This window comes from Saccharothrix sp. NBAS 001 (genome assembly GCF_056640475.1).
In genome coordinates, this window is the sequence record NZ_CM153251.1 from 1299876 (window position 1) to 1316138 (window position 16263).

The following is a 16263-nucleotide window of genomic DNA, read 5'->3' on the forward strand; positions in this document are numbered from 1 at the left end:
TCAGTACTTGTAGAAGCCCTCGCCCGACGCGACGCCGAGCTTGCCCTTGTCGATGTAGTTCGCCTTCATCCACGCGGCCAGCTCGCGCGCCTTCTCGTCGCCGTGCGAGAGGATGTTGTACGGGGTGTTCAGGCCGACGATGTCGTAGATCTGGAACGGCCCCATCGGCGCGCCGGTCGCGATCCGCCACACGTTGTCCACGTCGTGCGGGTCGGCGTACCCGCCGGCGGCGAGTTCGGCGGCGGCGTTGAGGAACGGCACCAGCAGCGAGTTCAGCACGTACCCGGCCTTCTCCTTGCGCACCGGCACGGGCACCATCCCGATGTCGGCGGCGAAGGCGAGCACCCGCTCGAACACGGCCGGATCGGTGTCCGGGGTGCCCATCACCTCGGCGGTGTTGAACTTCCACACCCGGTTCGCGAAGTGCAGCGCGAGGAACCGGTCCGGCCGGCCGGTGAAGTCCTTGAGGTCGCTGGGCAGCAGCGTGGAGGAGTTGGTGGCGAACACGGTCCGCTCCGGCGCGACCGCGCCCAGCCGCTCGTAGACGTCCTTCTTGATCGACGGCTGCTCCGGCACCGCCTCGATCACCAGGTCCGCGTCCCGCGCGGCCTCGGCCAGGTCGGCCGTGGTGGTGATCCGGGCGAGGGCGTCGTCGGCCTTGCCGTCGGCCGCGCCCGGCACCTCGTCCTTGTAGGTGTCCACGAGTCCGGCGAACCGGCCGCGCGCCTGCTCCAGCACGTCCTCGCCGATGTCGTAGGCGACGACCTCGAAGCCGCTGTAGGCGGTCTGGAAGGCGATCTGGGACCCCAGCACGCCGGTCCCCAGCACGGTGACCTTCTTGATGTCGCTCACTTCGTCCACCTTTCCCACGCGGGCAGGGCGCCGGGGGAGCCGGGAACCGCGCCCGGCACCCCGCCGGGGCGCGGCGGCGGTCCGCGGTCCGGGGCCCCGGGCGGTACCGGGCCGCCCGGCGCGGTCCCCGCCGCACCGGGTGCGCCTGCCGCTGAACGTACCGGCCGCCCCGACCGCCGCAACTCCACCGCGAAGGGCCCCGGACAGGCCCACTACCTGCGCGTTACCGTGTTCGACACCATCGGGTGATGATCGCCGCGCGGGGTGTGGCGGGGCCTACCGGCGGTGGTCCGCGCGGTCGGTCGTGGGTCACACCCGCCACCGGGATGACCGGGCGTCGTGAGAGCGTTCGAGGTAGTGCGTACCGACCAGCTGAGGAGTGGAGCGACAACATGGCCACGGTGACCGAGAAGGCCGTCCTCGCGGGTGGCTGCTTCTGGGGGATGGAAGACCTGTTCCGCCGGCACCCGGGAGTGATCGCCACCCGGGTGGGTTACACCGGCGGTGACGTGCCCAACGCCACCTACCGCAACCACGGCAGCCACGCCGAGGCCATCGAGATCCTGTTCGACCCGGCCCTGCTGAGCTACCGGCAGGTCCTGGAGTTCTTCTTCCAGATCCACGACCCGACGACCCGCGACCGCCAGGGCAACGACATCGGCACCAGCTACCGGTCGGCGATCTTCTACGACGGCGACGAGCAGAAGCGGACCGCCGAGGCGACCATCGCCGACGTCGACGCGTCCGGCAAGTGGCCCGCGCGGGTGGTCACCGAGGTGACCCAGACGGGCGACTTCTGGGAGGCCGAGCCCGAGCACCAGGACTACCTGGAGCGTTACCCGAACGGGTACACCTGCCACTACGTGCGGCCGGAATGGCAGCTCGGCGAACGCTGACCGCCGAGGTCGTGGCGCTGCACGTCTCGTCCGCGCACGCCTACGAGGGGCGGCCCGCCGACGGGCCGCGCCCCGACCCGGAGCCGGTCGCGTGCGATCACGTGGTGGTCCGCGCGGGGCTGGGCCTGGTGGGCGACCGGTACTTCAACCACGCCGCGCACCGGCTGGCCGCCGTGACGGTCTTCGCCGTCGAGTCGCTGGAGGGCGTGGCCGCCGGGCTCGGCCTGGCCGCCGCGCCGAGCCCGCTGCTCGTGCGGCGCAACGTCGTGCTGCGCGGGTTCGACGTGGACCGGCTCGCGCGGCACGACGTGTTCAGCCTGGACTCCGGCGACGGCCCGGTGCGCTTCGAGGCGCACCGGCCGGCGAACCCGTGCGCGTGGATGGACGCCGTGATCGCACCGGGGGCGTTCCGGGCACTGCGCGGCCGCGGCGGGGTGCGCTGCGTCCCGCTGGACGACGGCGTGCTCCGGCTCGGCCCGGTGACCGTGGGCTGACGTAGGCTCACGGCGTTGATCCAGACGCGCACCGGGGGCGAGCAGTGGCCGTGACAGCGGACGACCTGGACGTCGCGCTCTCCACCGTGGAGAGCGCCCTCTCGGCCGCCACCGACCGGGACTGGCGCGCCGCGCCGGGCACGGGCGAGCTGAACGCACGCGACACCGCCGAGCACCTGGGCGACTGCCTGCTGTCATACGCGGCGCAGTTGGTCGCGAGGCCGCCGGGCCGGTACGTCCGCTTCCTGGCCGTGGCCGACCGGGACGCCACCGCCGCCGAGGTCCTGGAGTTCGCGGTGACCGGCGGCCGGATCCTGTCCTGCGTGGTGCGCACCAGCCCGCCGACCACCCGTGCCCACCACCCGACCGGCCTCGCCGACCCGGCGGGGTTCGCGGCGATGGGGTGCGTGGAAACCCTGGTCCACGGCGTCGACGTGGCGCGCGGCCTGGGCCTGGAGCTGACCCCGCCGCCGGACCTGTGCGCCCGGGTCACCGCCCGGATGTTCCCGCACGTGGCCCACCACCTGGCCGGTCTCGACCCGTGGACCGGGCTGCTTTGGGCCACCGACCGCGTGACCGTGCCGGGGTTGCCCGCGCAGACCGGGTGGCGCTGGCGCGGCGCACCGCTCGACGAGGGCGCGTGACCGCCGCAACGTGAGGCCGGCGTGGTGCCCGGCGCGGGCGTCGCAGGAGTTTTCCCGGTACAGCCGGGGGTTCGCGCGCGAACCGTCGTCTGGAGGACGCAGCCGGTTCCCTGTCGTGCGGTCGACCGGGTCGGGCCCGGGTCGATCTGCCGGGAGCCGGGTGCGCGGGCGGTTCGACTCGGTGTTCCTGGCCGACGGCGTCCATCAGCGGCGGTCGGGCCGGGTGGAACATCGTCACCACGGCGGGGACCGGTCGGCGCGGAACGTCAACCTCGACGTGAACACCGGGCACCGCGAGCGGTACCGGCGGGCCGCCGAGTTCGTCGGCGTGGCGACCGCCCTGTGGGATGCGCAGCGGCTCTCCGGCGAGCTGGACGACCTGATCGTGCCGTCCCGCGCGGTGGGGCGGCTGAGCGAACTGCTCGGCTTCGACCTGACCGGCCACCCGGCTGGACGAGCCGGTGCCGCCGTTCCCGCCGGCCGACGAGGTCGACGGCGCGCGCTGCCGGTTCCGGCTGATCCGGCGCGGGCTTGTTCCACGCCGAGTACACCGGCCGGACGCTGCGCGAGCACTACGGGCTCGCCGAGCCGGCGCGGCGGGGTGCGGCACGGCGGGCGGCGACCGGGAGACGAAGGTGTTGCGGTACCGGGGGTGGTCGGGTCTGGTGCTCCAGCCCGAAATCGCCGCCGACCTCCCACCGCGACCGGCGAGATCGACTTCGGCGGCGCGTTCAACGGCACGGTCGTCAAGCTCGCCGGCGCGGGCGCGCCGATCCGGTCGGTGATCGGCTTCGACGGCATCGACCAGGCCACCTTCAACAGGTTCTGCGTGCCGGACGACTCGCCGTTCCGCGCGCCGCGCGACCTGCTCGGCCACGAGGTCGGGATGAACAGCCTCGGCGCGCACTCCACGGCCATGCTGGCGATCTACTTGCAGCGCAACGGGTTCTCCCGGGATGAGGCGACCCCGCGCGAGGAGGTCGTCGCGCGGTTCACCGCGATCATGGCCCGGCGCGGGCGCAACGAGGACCCGGAGTCGTTGCGCTACTGGAAGTCCACCGGCATGGCCCGCCCGGCGGGTGGATCCGGGACCGGGAGATGTCGCTGTGGCTGGACTGGCCGACCGGGGCGACGTGGACCGGCGTCGCGTCACGCTGTCCGACTGCTACACCAACGAGTTCAACTCCGTGGGGTTGTGACGTGACCGTGCGGCTGAGCCTGCACGGCGTGACCAAGCGGGTCCGGGTGCGGGACCGGCGGACGCGCCGGTGGTCGGAGCCGACCGCCGTGCGGGACGTGGACGTCGAGGTCGCGGCGGGGGAGTTCCTGCGTACCGGTCACCGGGCCGGGGCTCGACCGCGGCACGGTGTTCCAGCAGTACGCGCTGCTGCCGTGGCGGACCGCCCAGGGCAACGTGGAGTTCGGCCTGGAGACGGGTGAAGCGGGTGGTGCCGATCGACCTCGGCGACCGGGCCGACGCGCCCGATCCGAGGTCCGGCCCGGGGTCCTGCTGCTGCACGGCCGGTTGGCGGGCGACGTGCGGGACGGCCTGACCCGGTCGCTGTCCGGGTTCGGGCGGGCGGTGGCGATCGGGGTCCCGCTGGGCCTGGCGATCGGCTGGTACCGGCCGATCAGCAGACCTGCTGAACCCGGTGCTGGAGCTGTTCCGCAACACCGCCGCGCTCGCCCTGCTACCGGTCCTCGTGCTGCTGCTGGGGATCGGCGCGACGTCGAAGATCGCGATCGTGACGATCCCGGTCATCGGGTCGGTCTTCAACCAGGTCCCGGTCGCGCTGGAACGCCGCTGCACGTCGTGGAAGGCCACCGGGTGAGGGCTATTCCAGGTCGCGCACGACCTCGGGGTCCACGAACGACGGACCGCGCGGTGTCGTGGTGCGGAACGGCTCGCCGGAGTCCCAGTCCCACTCCTCCTCGTCGGCGGCCTGCCGGTCGATCAGGTCGAAGAACCGCTCCTGCGCCGCTTGGAGGCCGGCGACCGGGCCGGTGAGGTCGCGCTCGGCGACGAACCGCGCGCCGTCGCGGCCGACCGACAGGACCGCGAGCCAGCCCTTGCCGTCGGCCGGGAACAGGCTCCCGCTGGTCTCGGCCCAGAACAGCACGGTGTCCTCCGCCGGCTCGGACTTGTGCGCGCCCGCGCCGGCGAGCAGCAGCAGCGCCGTGTGCACCTCGGCCTCGCGGTAGCCGAGGTGGAACAGGTACGCCTCCAGCGCGCCGTCCCGGTGCAGCAGCACGGTGATCGCGGGCTGCCCGTCGCACGCCGCCTCCACCTGCTCGGCGAAGAACTCCCGAGGCGTGGTGGCCTCGACGTCGTCCCACTCGTCGGTCACCCGGCGGCCGTCCCAGAACCAGCCGTCGAACAGCGCCTCCGGGTTCGCGATCACGCCCAGGTCCGGGGTGGGCGCGTCGAGCCACCGGTCGAAACCCTCGCGGGTCATCGGGATCCGGGCGGCGACCATGAAGCTGTCCGACACGACTCTTCCTCCCCGGGGCGCGGTCGGCCAAGGCTAGCAACGGGTTGCCGCGCGTCCGGCGCGAGGTCGGCGGCGGGTGCCGCCGAACGGAGCCGCCCGCCTCCGGTTCTGCCGGTGGTCCTGCCTGGTCCGGACCGGGCCCGGCTGGTGGACTGGACGGCGGATCGGACCGGGGCACCGGGCCGTCGCGCTCCCCAACCGCCGGCGTCGTCGAGCCCCGGTCCGGTCCGCCGAGGTCGCGGTGGGCAGGGCACCGCACCTCCAGGGGTGGTCGGCGGACCGAGGAGACGGGCCCGCCGGCCACCCCCTTTTCCCGTCCCGGTCCGCTTTCCGCGCCACCGGGTGACCGGTCGGTCACCGGTCCTGCCGGGCTCCTGCCGGTCGCTCTTCCTGGTTGCCGCACCGCTGCGGGTGGTCCTCTGTGCGTCGGAAGTACAGCCCAGGGAAGACAAGGGGATGCACACGTGCGATCCGTTCGGCACAGGCTCGCCTCCGCCGCTCTCGCGGTGGTCGCGGTCGGCGTGATGTCCGCGTTCACCACCGGCACGGCGGGCGCGGCGACGCGCACCTACCAGCTGGAGTTCTGCAACTACGGCAGCGACTACAGCGCCTACGTGGACTTCGGCGACTTCTCGACCACCATCCAGGAGCCCGGCCACTGCTGGTCGGCCACCCGCACCTGGTCCGGCGACCAGAAGGTGCGGGTCGTCGGCTCCAAGTACGTCGGCGGCAGCTGGAAGACCTGCCGGTCCAAGTCGCTCACGCTGGACGGCTGGGACACCTACATCGAGGCCAAGGGCAAGTTCCCGACCTCCGGCTGCACCATCCCGGTGGCCGTCCACTGACCCACGCCGCACCGCCGTGCGGTCGAGGAGAACCGGCAGAACTCGTTTCTGCCGGTTCTTCCACGTGGCCTCCGGAGGTCCGGGTCGGTGCACTGGTCCGGTCCGCGACGCCGGGAGGCCACTGCGATGTCCCAGAGCACGTCCGACGGCACGCGCGCGGGTGGCGACTTCGCGACGGCGGTCTACGACCAGCACGCGACGGCGTTGCTGCGCTACGTGCGCAGCCTGCTGCCCAACGACCCGCACCGCGCCGAGGACGTCGTGCAGGAGTGCGTGCTGCGGGCCTGGCGCAACGAGACCACGCTCGCCGCGCAGCGCAACTCGGTCCGCCCGTGGCTGTTCCGGGTGGCCCGCAACCTGGTCGTCGACTGGAGCCGGCGCGACCGGGTCCGGCCGCTGGACTTCGGCGACGACGATTTCGACCTGCTGCCCGGCGGCGTCGACTTCGCCGACCAGGTGGTGCGGCGGCGCGTGGTGGACCAGGCGCTCGACCGGCTCACCCCGACGCACCACCAAGCCCTGCGGCAGGTCTACCACCTCGACCGGACCCGGCAGCGGGCCGCCGCCGCGCTGGGCGTGCCGGTGGGCACGGTCAAGTCCCGCGTGCACAACGCGACCATCGCGTTCGCCGAGGTGCTGGCGGGCTACGGGGTCACCGCCGCCGACTGGTGACCCCGCCGCCGTTCACCCGCCGGCGGCCCGGCCCACGGGGGCGTCGTCGCCGAGGACGTCCCGGAGCACGAGCGCCGCCCCGGTGTCGCCGCCGCGCTCGTAGGCCGCCGCGGCGTGCTCGCGGAACCGGTGCGCCCACAGCTTGCCGCCCGCGTCGGCCAGTTCGTCCAGGGCGCGCAGCAGGCTCGCGGTGCGCGGCCACAGCCCGTCGCGCAGCACGTCGTCGACCTCCTCCAGGCGTCGCTGGGCGTCGGCGTGCCGGTTGAGCCGCAGCAGCGCCGACGCGATCCGCAGCCCGGCCCGTGCCGCGTCGAACGGCATCCCGGCGGCCTGGAAGAGGCGTTCGGACTCGCGGAACGCGCCGCACGCCTCCCGCCACCGGCCGAGCGCGGCCAGGCTGTTGCCCCAGCGCGCGGCGGCGGTCGCCAGCGCGGGCGTGTCGCAGTCGAGGTCGCCGCGCAGCCAGGCCACCGCGTGGTGGTGCGCGTCCACGGCCTCGGTGTGCCGGCCGACCGCGTCCAGCAGCCGCCCGCGCAGCGAGCGGGCCAGGTGCAGCCGGCTGTCGTCCTCGTCGGCCGCCAGCAGCGGGATCGCGGTGTCGACGCAGGACAGCGCGCGGCCGGGCCGGCCCGCCTGGTGCTCGGCCACGCCCCGGTGCAGCAGCGCCAGCGCCTCCTCGTCCCGCGCGCCGACCTCGGCGGCGACCTGGCGGGCCTGGTCGTGCAGTTCGATCGCGGTGTCGACCCGGCCGTCCAGCGCGCACGCCCGGCCCATCCGGTTGAGGTGGGCCGCTTCGGCGTGCCGGTCGCCGGACATCCGCGCGGCGTGCACGCCCAGCGCGAACACCGTGGTCCACGTGTGGTGCGCGGGCACCTGTCGGCCGACCGCGTCGGACACGTCGTCGCACAGCCCGAGGTCGATGCCCGCGCGCAGCACGCGGGTCCGCTGCCCGTCCGGTCCGGCGAGCAGCGCCCGCACCACGCGGACCTCGGCCGGCCGGGTGGCCGCCGGTTCCTCCTCGGCGTGCAGCCTGCTCCGCGCGAACACCCGGACCAGGTCGTGCAGGCGGCGGTCCTGGTCCAGGAAACCCGCCTCGACCAGGTCGTCCAGCGCGCCCTCGGCGGCGTCCGGCGACAGGCCGGTGGCCTCGGCGGCGGTCTCGGCGGTCACCTCGGCGACGGGGGACAGCGCGAGCCTGCGCAGCGCGAGCGCCGCCTCGTCGCCGAGCCGGTGGTAGGCCAGGGTGAACGGGGCCTGCGGGCCGCGTTCCCGGTCGAGCTTGCGGGCGGCGTCGCCGAGCGTCCAGCGCGGGCTGCGGGCCAGGCACAGGCCGATCACCCGCAGGGCGGCCGGCAGCCCGCCGCACGCCTGCACGATCCGCTGCGCCGCCATCGGCTCGGCCTCGATCCGGCGGGCGCCGACGATCGCGGAGAACAGCGTGCTCGCCGCGCGCTCCTCCAGCGGCTCGACCGCGATCCCGGACTCGGCCGGCTCCTGCCGGGCGGTGACCAGCACGGCCGAGCCCGCGCCGTGCACCAGCAGCGGCCGGACCTGCTCCTCGTCGGCCGCGTCCTCGAACACCAGCAGCACCTTGAGGTCGCGCAGCCGCAGCCGGCAGAGCCGGGCCAGTTCGTCGGTGCCGCCCGGCCTGCTGCGCGGCGGCGCGCCGAGCGCGTCCAGCACGGCCCCGAACACCACGGCCGGCGGCACGGGGTCGGCTTCGGAGCCGCACAGGTCCACGAACACCTGCCCGTCCGGGAAGCGATCCCGCCACAACCGTGCCGCGTGCCGCGCCAGCGCCGACTTCCCGACCCCGCGCGGACCGTGCAGCACGACGACCGCGCCGCCGGTCAGCAGCGCGCCCAGCCGGGCCGAGTCGCGCTCGCGGCCGACCAGCCCGTCGTCCGGGTCGGTGCGCCGCTCCCGCGCGGCCACCCGGCCGGTGCGCCGGGGCCGGGCGCTGCGCCGGAACCGGTCGAGGGGCTCGCCGTGCAGCGCCAGCGCCGCGGCCAGCGCGTCGACCGTGCGCTGCTGGGGCCGGACCGCGTGCGCGCGCTCGATGTCGCTGATCGCCCGCAGGCTGACCCCCGACACCGCGGCCAGCTCGGACTGCGTCAACCCGGCCCTGGCCCGGTGCTGGCGCAGCAGTTCGGCGAGTCTCCCGGACATGGCTGCTGGTCCCCCTTCCGTCCCGGCTGGCGTTCAACCCCGACAACGCACCGGGTCGGCCCGCCGGTTCATCGCGGCCGAAGGATTTTCACGTTGGCGCGGTTCCGTCACCGAGCCGTGACAGTCCGCGGACGAGCCGCGGACATCCCGGCGGCAACCTGGGCTGAGCGGTCGCACCGGCCGCACGGGGGAGGAGCGCAGTGTCGAGAGCAGTGCAGTACGGGGTCGCGCCGCCGGACGCGATGCCCGCCGCCGTCACCGCGGAGGCGTGCGTCGACCTCGACGCCGTCGCGGCCAACGTCCGACTGGTCGCCGGCCGCACCGACGCGCGGGTCATGGCCGTGGTCAAGGCCGACGGGTTCGGCCACGGCAGCGTGCGCACCGCCCGGACCGCGCTGGCCAACGGCGCGACCTGGCTGGGCGTGACGTCCGGCGCGGAGGCCCTGGAACTGCGCGACGCCGGCCTGACCGCGCCCGTGCTGTGCTGGCTGACCGCGCCCGGCCAGGACTTCCGCGCGGTGATCCGGGCCGAGGTCGACATCTCGGTGTCCTCGGTGCCGCACCTGCGCTCGGTCGCCGAGGACGCGGCCCGGCTCTCGACGCGCGCGGTGGTCCACCTCAAGGCCGACACCGGCCTGTCCCGCAACGGTGCCCGGCCCGAGGACTGGGGCGACCTGGTCGCGGCGGCGCGCGCGGCCGAACGCCGGGGCGTGGTGCGCGTGCGGGGGATCTGGTCGCACCTGGCGCACGCCGACCGGTGGGCGCACCCCGGCGTCGGCGGGCAGCTCAGGCTGTTCGACGACCTGGTCCGGCGGGCCCGCCGCGCGGGCCTGGACCCCGAACTGCTGCACCTGGCGAACTCGGCGGCGGCGCTCGGCCACCCCGGCACCCACTACGACCTGGTCCGCGCGGGCGTGGCGGTCTACGGCGTGGAGCCGGTCGCGGAGCGGACCTACGGGCTGCGGCCCGCGCTGACGCTGCGCGCCCGGCTGGTCAACGCCAAGCGGGTGCCGGCCGGCACGGGCGTGTCCTACGGGCACCGCTACACGACGTCCCGGCCGACCACGCTCGGCCTGGTGCCGCTGGGTTTCGCGGACGGCGTGCCGAGGGCGGCCGGCGACCACGCAGAGGTGTGGGTGGGCGGCGAGCGCCGACCGGTCGCCGGGGTGGTCGCCATGGACCAGTTCGTGGTGGACGCCGGCGGTCGGGCCGAGATCGGGGACGAGGTCGTGCTGTACGGGCCGGGCGACCGGGGCGAGCCCACGGTCCTGGACTGGGCGAAGTGGGCCGGGACGAACCCGCACGAGGTGCTGACCAGGATCGGCGGCCGGGTGCCGCGCCGTCACGTCGGGGGAGTGAACCGTGGCTGAGGTGAAGGTCGCCGTGCTGTTCGGCGGGCGCAACGGCGAGCACGACGTGTCGTGCCGGTCGGCGCACAGCGTGCTCTCCGCGCTCGACCCGGCGCGGTACGAGGTCGTGCCGGTGCGGATCACGCGGGAGGGGCGCTGGCACGTCGGCGACGGCGACGGGCTCGGCGTCTTCGCCGCGCTGGAGGCGTTGACCGCTGTCGACGTGGTGTTCCCGCTGCTGCACGGCCCGTTCGGCGAGGACGGCACGGTGCAGGCGGCGCTGGAGTCCCACGGGATCCGGTACGTCGGCAGCGGCGTCCTGGCGAGCGCGGTCGGGATGGACAAGGACTTCACCAAGAGGTTGTTGGCCGCCAACGGGATCGGCGTGGCCGAGTCGATCGTCCTGCGCGAGGCGGTGGTGGTCTCCGCGCGCGAGCGGGCGGACCTGGGCCTGCCGGTGTTCGTGAAGCCCGCTCGGGCCGGCTCCAGCGTGGGAGTGTCCAAAGTGGACGACTGGGGCCGGCTCGACGCCGCCGTGCGCACCGCGCGCGAGGCCGACCGGAAGGTGCTGGTGGAACGGGCGGTGCCCGGCCGGGAGATCGACCTGGGCGTCCTCGAACACCCGGACGGCAGCCTCGCGGTGAGCCCGGCGCTGGAGATCGGGGTACCCGGGCGGGACTTCTTCGACTTCGAGGCCAAGTACGTCGACCGGGGCACCGTGTTCACCGTCCCGGCGGACCTGTCCGAGCCGCTGGCGGCCCGGTTGCGCGAGCTGGCCGTGCGCGCCTTCCGCGCGCTGGGCTGCCGGGGGCTGCTGCGCGTCGACTTCCTGCTGGACCGCGACGGCGAGCCGCTGGTCAACGAGGTCAACACGATGCCGGGGTTCACCGCGGCGTCGCAGTACCCCAGGATGTGGCGGGCGGCGGGCCTGGACTACGGCCGACTCCTCGACGTCCTGCTGGACACGGCGCTGCGCCGCTGATCGGGTGCCGCGCCCGGCACCCGGCGTAACGCGGCCCCTCCCACCGGCTATATCCACTGCGCCGACGAGAAGGGGTTCCCGAGATGACCAGTGCCGTGGTGCGCGTCGTGGACGAGGCGCTGACTCCCCTGGAGTTGGACGACGCCGTGCAGGACCTGATCGAAGACCTCCGGGAGTCCGGCGTCGAGGGCACCCGCGCCGCCGCCGGGCCGGCCCCGGAGGGCACCCGAGGGGTCGAGCTGGTCGAGGCGGGCCTGGTCGTCGTGCAGGGCATCGTCGACTCCGGGCTGGTGCGGGTGCTGGCCGACCGGGTGCGCACGTGGTTCGGCCGCGCCGGGGTCAACGAGGTCGAGGTGGTCATCGGCGAGCACCGCCTGGCGCTGACCAACGCCACCGCCGAGCAGCAGGACGAGCTGGTCCGCCACTTCGTCGAGCGGACGGGCGGCGGACGCTGAGCGCACCGCGCAAGCGCGCCCTGATCGTCGCCAACCAGGTCTACCACGACGAGCGGTTCACCGACCTGCCCGGTGCGGCGGCCGACGCGCGCGACCTGGCCGACGTGCTGGGCTCCTACACCGTGGGCGAGTTCGACGTCCGGGTGGTCGCCGAGGAGTCGGCCCGGACGGTGCGCCGGGAGGTCGAGCGGTTCTTCGGCGACGCCGCCCGCGACGACCTGCTGCTGGTGCACTTCTCCTGCCACGGCAAGCGCGCCGACGCCAGCCGTGAACTGCACTTCGTGGCCAAGGACACCGAGTACGACTACCTCGCCGCGACCGGGGTGTCCGCGCACTTCGTCAACGAGCGGATCGAGCAGTCGCGCTGCCGCCGGGTGGTGCTGATGCTGGACTGCTGCTTCAGCGGCAGCTACGTCAAGGGCATGCGGTCGCGCGCGGCGAAGGCGTCCGCGCGGGTCGAGGTCGAGCAGCACTTCGAGGGCCAGGGCAAGGCGGTGATCACCGCGTGCGCGGCGCTGCAGTACGCCCACGAGTCCACGCTGCGCAGCGTGGCACCCGGCCAGCCGTCGGTCTTCACCTCGACCGTGGTCGAGGGGCTGCGCACCGGCGCGGCGGACGTCGACGCCGACGGGCACATCAGCGTGGACGACCTCTACCGGTACATCCACCGCGAGGTGCAGCTCAAGGTGCCGAACCAGACCCCGGAGCTGTCGGTCGACCGGCTCAGCGGCTCGTTCTACATCGGCCGCAACATCCGGTCGCTCTACCTGGGCAGCCAACACGCCCCGATGATCCCGGTGGCGCTGCACCGCGCCGTGGTCGGCGCCGAGCCGTGGGAGCGCTACGGCGCGGCGCTCGGCCTGGAACGGCTGCTGGACGAGGGCACGCCGCGCATCCGCGACGCGGCGCGGGAAGCGTTGATCCCGCTGACCCGGGACGCCGACGACGAGGTGGCCGCGCGGGCCAAAGCCGTGTGGCAGAGCCGGATCGGCAGCCGGGTGCCGCTCCCGGTCACCGGCCCGGACGGCGACCGGGAGGTCGCCCCGGCCGGTCGGCACGCCGTGGGGATCGACTTCGGCACCACCAACTCCGCCGTGGCGGTGGTCGGCGACGACGGCCCCCGGGTCGTGGTGAACCGCGACGAAGCGGTGCTGACGCCGAGCGTCGTCGGGTTCCCCGAGCACGGCGGGGTCGACGTCGGGGTCGTGGCGAGCGCGTGGGCCGCCGCGCGCCCGGAGCGGACCGTGTTCGCCGTCAAGCGCAAGCTCGGCACGGACTGGGTGACGGTGGTCGACGGCCTGCCCCGCACGGCGGAGACCGCAGCGGCCTACATCCTCGACCGGCTGCGCCTGGACGCCGAACAGCACCTCGGCACGACGGTGGACGCCGCGGTGATCACCGTGCCCGCCTACTACGGCGTCGCCGAGCGCGAGGCGCTGGTGCACGCCGCCGGGATGGCGGGCCTGCACGCGCAGCGGCTGATCAACGAGCCCACCGCCGCCGCGCTGGCCTACGGCGTGACCGCGCGCGGCGGGCGGCGCACCGTCCTGGTCGTCGACCTCGGCGGCGGCACGCTCGACGTGTCGGTGCTGGACCTGTCCGAGGGCTCGGTGGAGGTGCGCGCGGCCTCGGGCGACAACGACCTGGGCGGCGACGACTGGGACGGGCGCATCGCCGAGTGGCTGCTGTCCCGGTTCGCCCAGACCTGCGGGGCCGCCGTGCAGGGCGGTCCCCGGGTCGCGCAACTGGTCCGCGACGCCGCCGTGAAGGCGAAGATCGCCTTGTCGCGGCAGGAGAGCACGACGGTGAACCTGAGCTACCTGTCGTCCTCCGGGGGCGAGCCCCGGCACCTGAGGGAAACGCTGACCCGGCAGGAGTTCGAGGAGTTCACCGCCGACCTGCTCGACCGCTGCCGGACGCGGATCGAGGGCGTGCTGGACCTGGCGGGCGCGGCCGTCGCCGACCTGGACGAGGTGCTGCTGGTCGGCGGTGCCACCCGGATGCCCGCCGTGGCCGACCTCGTCCGGCGGCTGACCGGGCGCGACCCGGTCGGCGGGGTGGACCCGGACCAGGCGATCGCGCTCGGCGCGGCCCTCCAGGCGGGGGTGCTCACCGGCGACGTCCCCGAGGTCGCGCTGCTCGAAGTGGCCCCGCTGGCGCTCGGGGTCGAAGCGGACGGCACCGTCGTGACGTTGATCGGCGGGAACACCGCCATCCCCGCCAAGCGCGCCGAGGCGTTCACCACCACCCGGGCCAACCAGCCGGCCGCGCAGGTCCGCCTCCACCAGTTCGCGCCGGGCACCACCCCGTCCGGTGCCACGGCCATCGCGGAACTGCGGTTGGCGCTGGAACCCGCGCCGCGCGGCGAACCGTCCATCGAGATCACCGTCGAGTGCGACGTCAACGGCGTCGTGCACCTGCAAGCGCGGCAGATCGGCACCAAGCGCACGGTGTCGGCGACGGTCTCCCGCGAGAGCATCCACAGCGCGGTCGGCGGGGAGCGGCGTCCGCACTCGGCCATCGCGCTGCGCGGGAACCGGCCCCGGCCCCGCAAACCCCGCAAGGCCGTGCAACGCGCGCCGGCGCTCGAACCGGCCGCGCCCCCGAGCCCGCCCGCCCGGTCGACGCCCGTGCGCACCGGACCGGGGCACGTCCTGGAGTTGCTGCGGGAAGCCGCGACGCTGCGCCGGGCCGGGCAGTTGGCCGAAGCGATGCGCGTCGGTCACCTCGCCGTCGCGACGGCGACCGCCTACGCGCGCGCCGACCAGGACTTCCCGCCGCACTTCCCGCCGGGGCTCCTGGTCGGCTCGCTGGCCGAACTCGCCATCACGCAGTGCCTGGCGCGCCGGCTGGACGACTCGACCACGGCGTGCGCGATGGCGGTGCTGGTCGTGCGCGACGCCGGTGTCGCCCACCTGGGCGCGGACATCGGCGTCCTGCCCACCGCGCTGGTCCTGCTCGGCAGCGCCAGGTACGACGAGAACCGCTTCCAGGACGCCGCGGTCCTGGCGGCGAACGCGCTGGCGATCCTGGTCGAACTCTCCGCTCCCGCGACCGGGCGGCACGCCGTGGTCCTGGTCGATACCTCCGCGCTGCTCCAGAAGCTCGGGCTGACCGATCCCCACGCGGTGGCGGCCGTGGTGAAGTCCTGGCCGTAGCCGCCACCTCGCGGCCTTCGGCTCAGTCGCCCGCGCACGGCGCGCGCGGTGCCGGATCGGGTTCCCGGGCGGCCCGCTGCGGGCGTGCCACCAGCGCGTAGGCCAGCCACGAACCGATGCGGGCGATGGTGATGCCGCACGTCATCGCGATCGCACTCGCCCCGCTCAACGACGCGAGCGGCGCGAACAGGGCCCCGAACAGGAAACCCGTGCTGCCCAGCAGCGCGGCGGCCGTGCCCGCGTTGGCCGGGTGGCGCATGAGCGCCAGCGCCGTCGCGTTGGGGGAAGCCAGGCCGCCGCTGAGGATCGTGAAGAACAGCACCGGCAGGAACACCGCGAGCGGCGCGTGCAGCACGGCCGCCACCAAGGCCACCGCGCTGGCCCCGAGGGCGACCAGCGATTCGGCGACCAGCAGCCGTTCCGGCGTGAACCGGCGCAGCAGCAGCGAGTTGAGCCAGCCGCCCAGCACCAGCCCCACCGAGTTGATCCCGAAGATCAGCGAGAACACCTGCGGGCTCACGCCGTACCCGCCTTCGAGCACGAACGAGCTGATCGAGATGTAGATGAACAGCGCGATGCTGCCGATGCTCGTGCCCAGCGTGCAGCCGACGAACATCCGGTCCCGGACCACCGCCGAGAACCCGGCGCGCACGCGGCGCATGCCGCCCGCGTGCCGCAGTTCCGGGCGCAGCGTCTCCGGCAGGGCGATCACCGCGAGCAGCAGCAGCGCGGAGATCACCGCCAGCAGCACGAACAGCCCGCGCCAGTCGGTGAAGTGCAGCAGCTGGCCGCCCAGCACGGGTGCGACGATCGGCGCGCACCCGCCCACCAGCATCAGCAGCGACAGGATGCGGGCCATCTGCCGACCCTCGTACAGGTCCCGGACCATCGCCTCGACCGCGACCATCCCGGCCGACCCGGCCAGCCCCTGCACCAGCCGCAGCACGATCAACACCGTGATCGACGGCGCGGTGGCGCACAGCAGCGACGCCACCGTGTACGTCGCCACGCCGACGAACAACGGCCTCTTCCGGCCGATCTTGTCGCTCAACGGCCCCATGAACAGCTGCCCGAGGGCCAAGCCGATCATGCACGCCGAGATGCTCCACTGCGCGGCGTCGTCGGTCGCCTCCAGGTTGCGGGCCAGCGCGGGCAGCGCGGGCAGGTACAGGTCGATCGACAGCGGGCCGAACGTGGACAGGGCTCCGAGTAACAGCAGGAGCCGCCGGGTGCGCGGGGGGCCGTTCACGCGCAC

15 protein-coding genes are annotated in these 16263 nt (G+C 74.4%); 11 read left to right on the plus strand and 4 right to left on the minus strand.

Annotation, left to right across the window (positions count from 1 at the left end):
• Window positions 1-1065, minus strand: a complete 1065-nt coding sequence (locus AC0HI0_RS05745) for a 3-hydroxyacyl-CoA dehydrogenase (protein ID WP_480931195.1) — start codon at window positions 1063-1065, stop codon at window positions 1-3.
• 179 nt (window positions 1066-1244) lie between these two features.
• Here AC0HI0_RS05745 and msrA point away from each other — a divergent pair, with 179 nt between their 5' ends.
• From msrA to AC0HI0_RS05770, 5 genes are all read left to right on the plus strand, one after another.
• Complete coding sequence (gene msrA / locus AC0HI0_RS05750; RefSeq protein WP_480931196.1) at window positions 1245-1748, plus strand: peptide-methionine (S)-S-oxide reductase MsrA; 504 nt, start codon at window positions 1245-1247, stop codon at window positions 1746-1748.
• Complete coding sequence (locus AC0HI0_RS05755) at window positions 1727-2242, plus strand: MOSC domain-containing protein (RefSeq protein ID WP_480931197.1); 516 nt, start codon at window positions 1727-1729, stop codon at window positions 2240-2242. The genes msrA and AC0HI0_RS05755 overlap by 22 nt, the downstream gene beginning before the upstream one ends.
• A gap of 50 nt (window positions 2243-2292) precedes the next feature.
• Window positions 2293-2886, plus strand: coding sequence for a maleylpyruvate isomerase mycothiol-dependent enzyme family protein (locus AC0HI0_RS05760; RefSeq protein ID WP_480931198.1), 594 nt, complete (start codon window positions 2293-2295; stop codon window positions 2884-2886).
• Between the two features lie 160 nt (window positions 2887-3046).
• Window positions 3047-4090, plus strand: a complete 1044-nt coding sequence (locus AC0HI0_RS05765) for an ABC transporter substrate-binding protein (protein ID WP_480931199.1) — start codon at window positions 3047-3049, stop codon at window positions 4088-4090.
• A 448-nt stretch (window positions 4091-4538) separates the two neighbouring features.
• Window positions 4539-4718, plus strand: a complete 180-nt coding sequence (locus AC0HI0_RS05770; RefSeq protein ID WP_480931200.1) for a hypothetical protein — start codon at window positions 4539-4541, stop codon at window positions 4716-4718.
• A gap of 3 nt (window positions 4719-4721) precedes the next feature.
• Here the strand turns inward: AC0HI0_RS05770 and AC0HI0_RS05775 are convergent, their stop codons facing one another.
• Window positions 4722-5378, minus strand: coding sequence for a hypothetical protein (locus tag AC0HI0_RS05775; protein ID WP_480931201.1), 657 nt, complete (start codon window positions 5376-5378; stop codon window positions 4722-4724).
• A 464-nt stretch (window positions 5379-5842) separates the two neighbouring features.
• On the opposite strand from AC0HI0_RS05775, the gene AC0HI0_RS05780 reads away from it, so the two are divergent.
• Window positions 5843-6223: a hypothetical protein gene (locus AC0HI0_RS05780; protein ID WP_480931202.1), complete on the plus strand. Its 381-nt coding sequence runs from the start codon at window positions 5843-5845 to the stop codon at window positions 6221-6223.
• A gap of 126 nt (window positions 6224-6349) precedes the next feature.
• The gene (locus AC0HI0_RS05785) at window positions 6350-6895 is read left to right on the plus strand and encodes a sigma-70 family RNA polymerase sigma factor (protein WP_480931203.1); all 546 of its coding nucleotides are present in this window, start codon (window positions 6350-6352) and stop codon (window positions 6893-6895) included.
• 12 nt (window positions 6896-6907) lie between these two features.
• Here the strand turns inward: AC0HI0_RS05785 and AC0HI0_RS05790 are convergent, their stop codons facing one another.
• On the minus strand, window positions 6908-9064 hold the full coding sequence (locus AC0HI0_RS05790; RefSeq protein ID WP_480931204.1) for a helix-turn-helix domain-containing protein: 2157 nt from the start codon (window positions 9062-9064) through the stop codon (window positions 6908-6910).
• A 200-nt stretch (window positions 9065-9264) separates the two neighbouring features.
• Between AC0HI0_RS05790 and alr the strand changes: the two genes are divergently transcribed.
• The 4 genes from alr to AC0HI0_RS05810 all read left to right on the plus strand — a co-directional run bounded on the left by alr (window position 9265) and on the right by AC0HI0_RS05810 (window position 15008).
• Entirely contained in the window at window positions 9265-10434 is a 1170-nt protein-coding gene (alr, locus tag AC0HI0_RS05795) for an alanine racemase (RefSeq protein ID WP_480931205.1), read from the plus strand.
• Window positions 10427-11395, plus strand: coding sequence for a D-alanine--D-alanine ligase family protein (locus AC0HI0_RS05800; RefSeq protein WP_480931206.1), 969 nt, complete (start codon window positions 10427-10429; stop codon window positions 11393-11395). The genes alr and AC0HI0_RS05800 overlap by 8 nt, the downstream gene beginning before the upstream one ends.
• Window positions 11396-11478: 83 nt before the next feature.
• On the plus strand, window positions 11479-11850 hold the full coding sequence (locus AC0HI0_RS05805) for a hypothetical protein (protein WP_480931207.1): 372 nt from the start codon (window positions 11479-11481) through the stop codon (window positions 11848-11850).
• Between the two features lie 20 nt (window positions 11851-11870).
• Window positions 11871-15008, plus strand: a complete 3138-nt coding sequence (locus AC0HI0_RS05810; protein ID WP_480934261.1) for a caspase, EACC1-associated type — start codon at window positions 11871-11873, stop codon at window positions 15006-15008.
• A gap of 22 nt (window positions 15009-15030) precedes the next feature.
• On the opposite strand, the gene AC0HI0_RS05815 is transcribed toward AC0HI0_RS05810, so the two are convergent.
• Window positions 15031-16257 (minus strand): multidrug effflux MFS transporter, encoded by a 1227-nt coding sequence (locus AC0HI0_RS05815; RefSeq protein ID WP_480931208.1) that lies wholly within the window; start codon window positions 16255-16257, stop codon window positions 15031-15033.
• Window positions 16258-16263 lie beyond the last annotated feature (6 nt).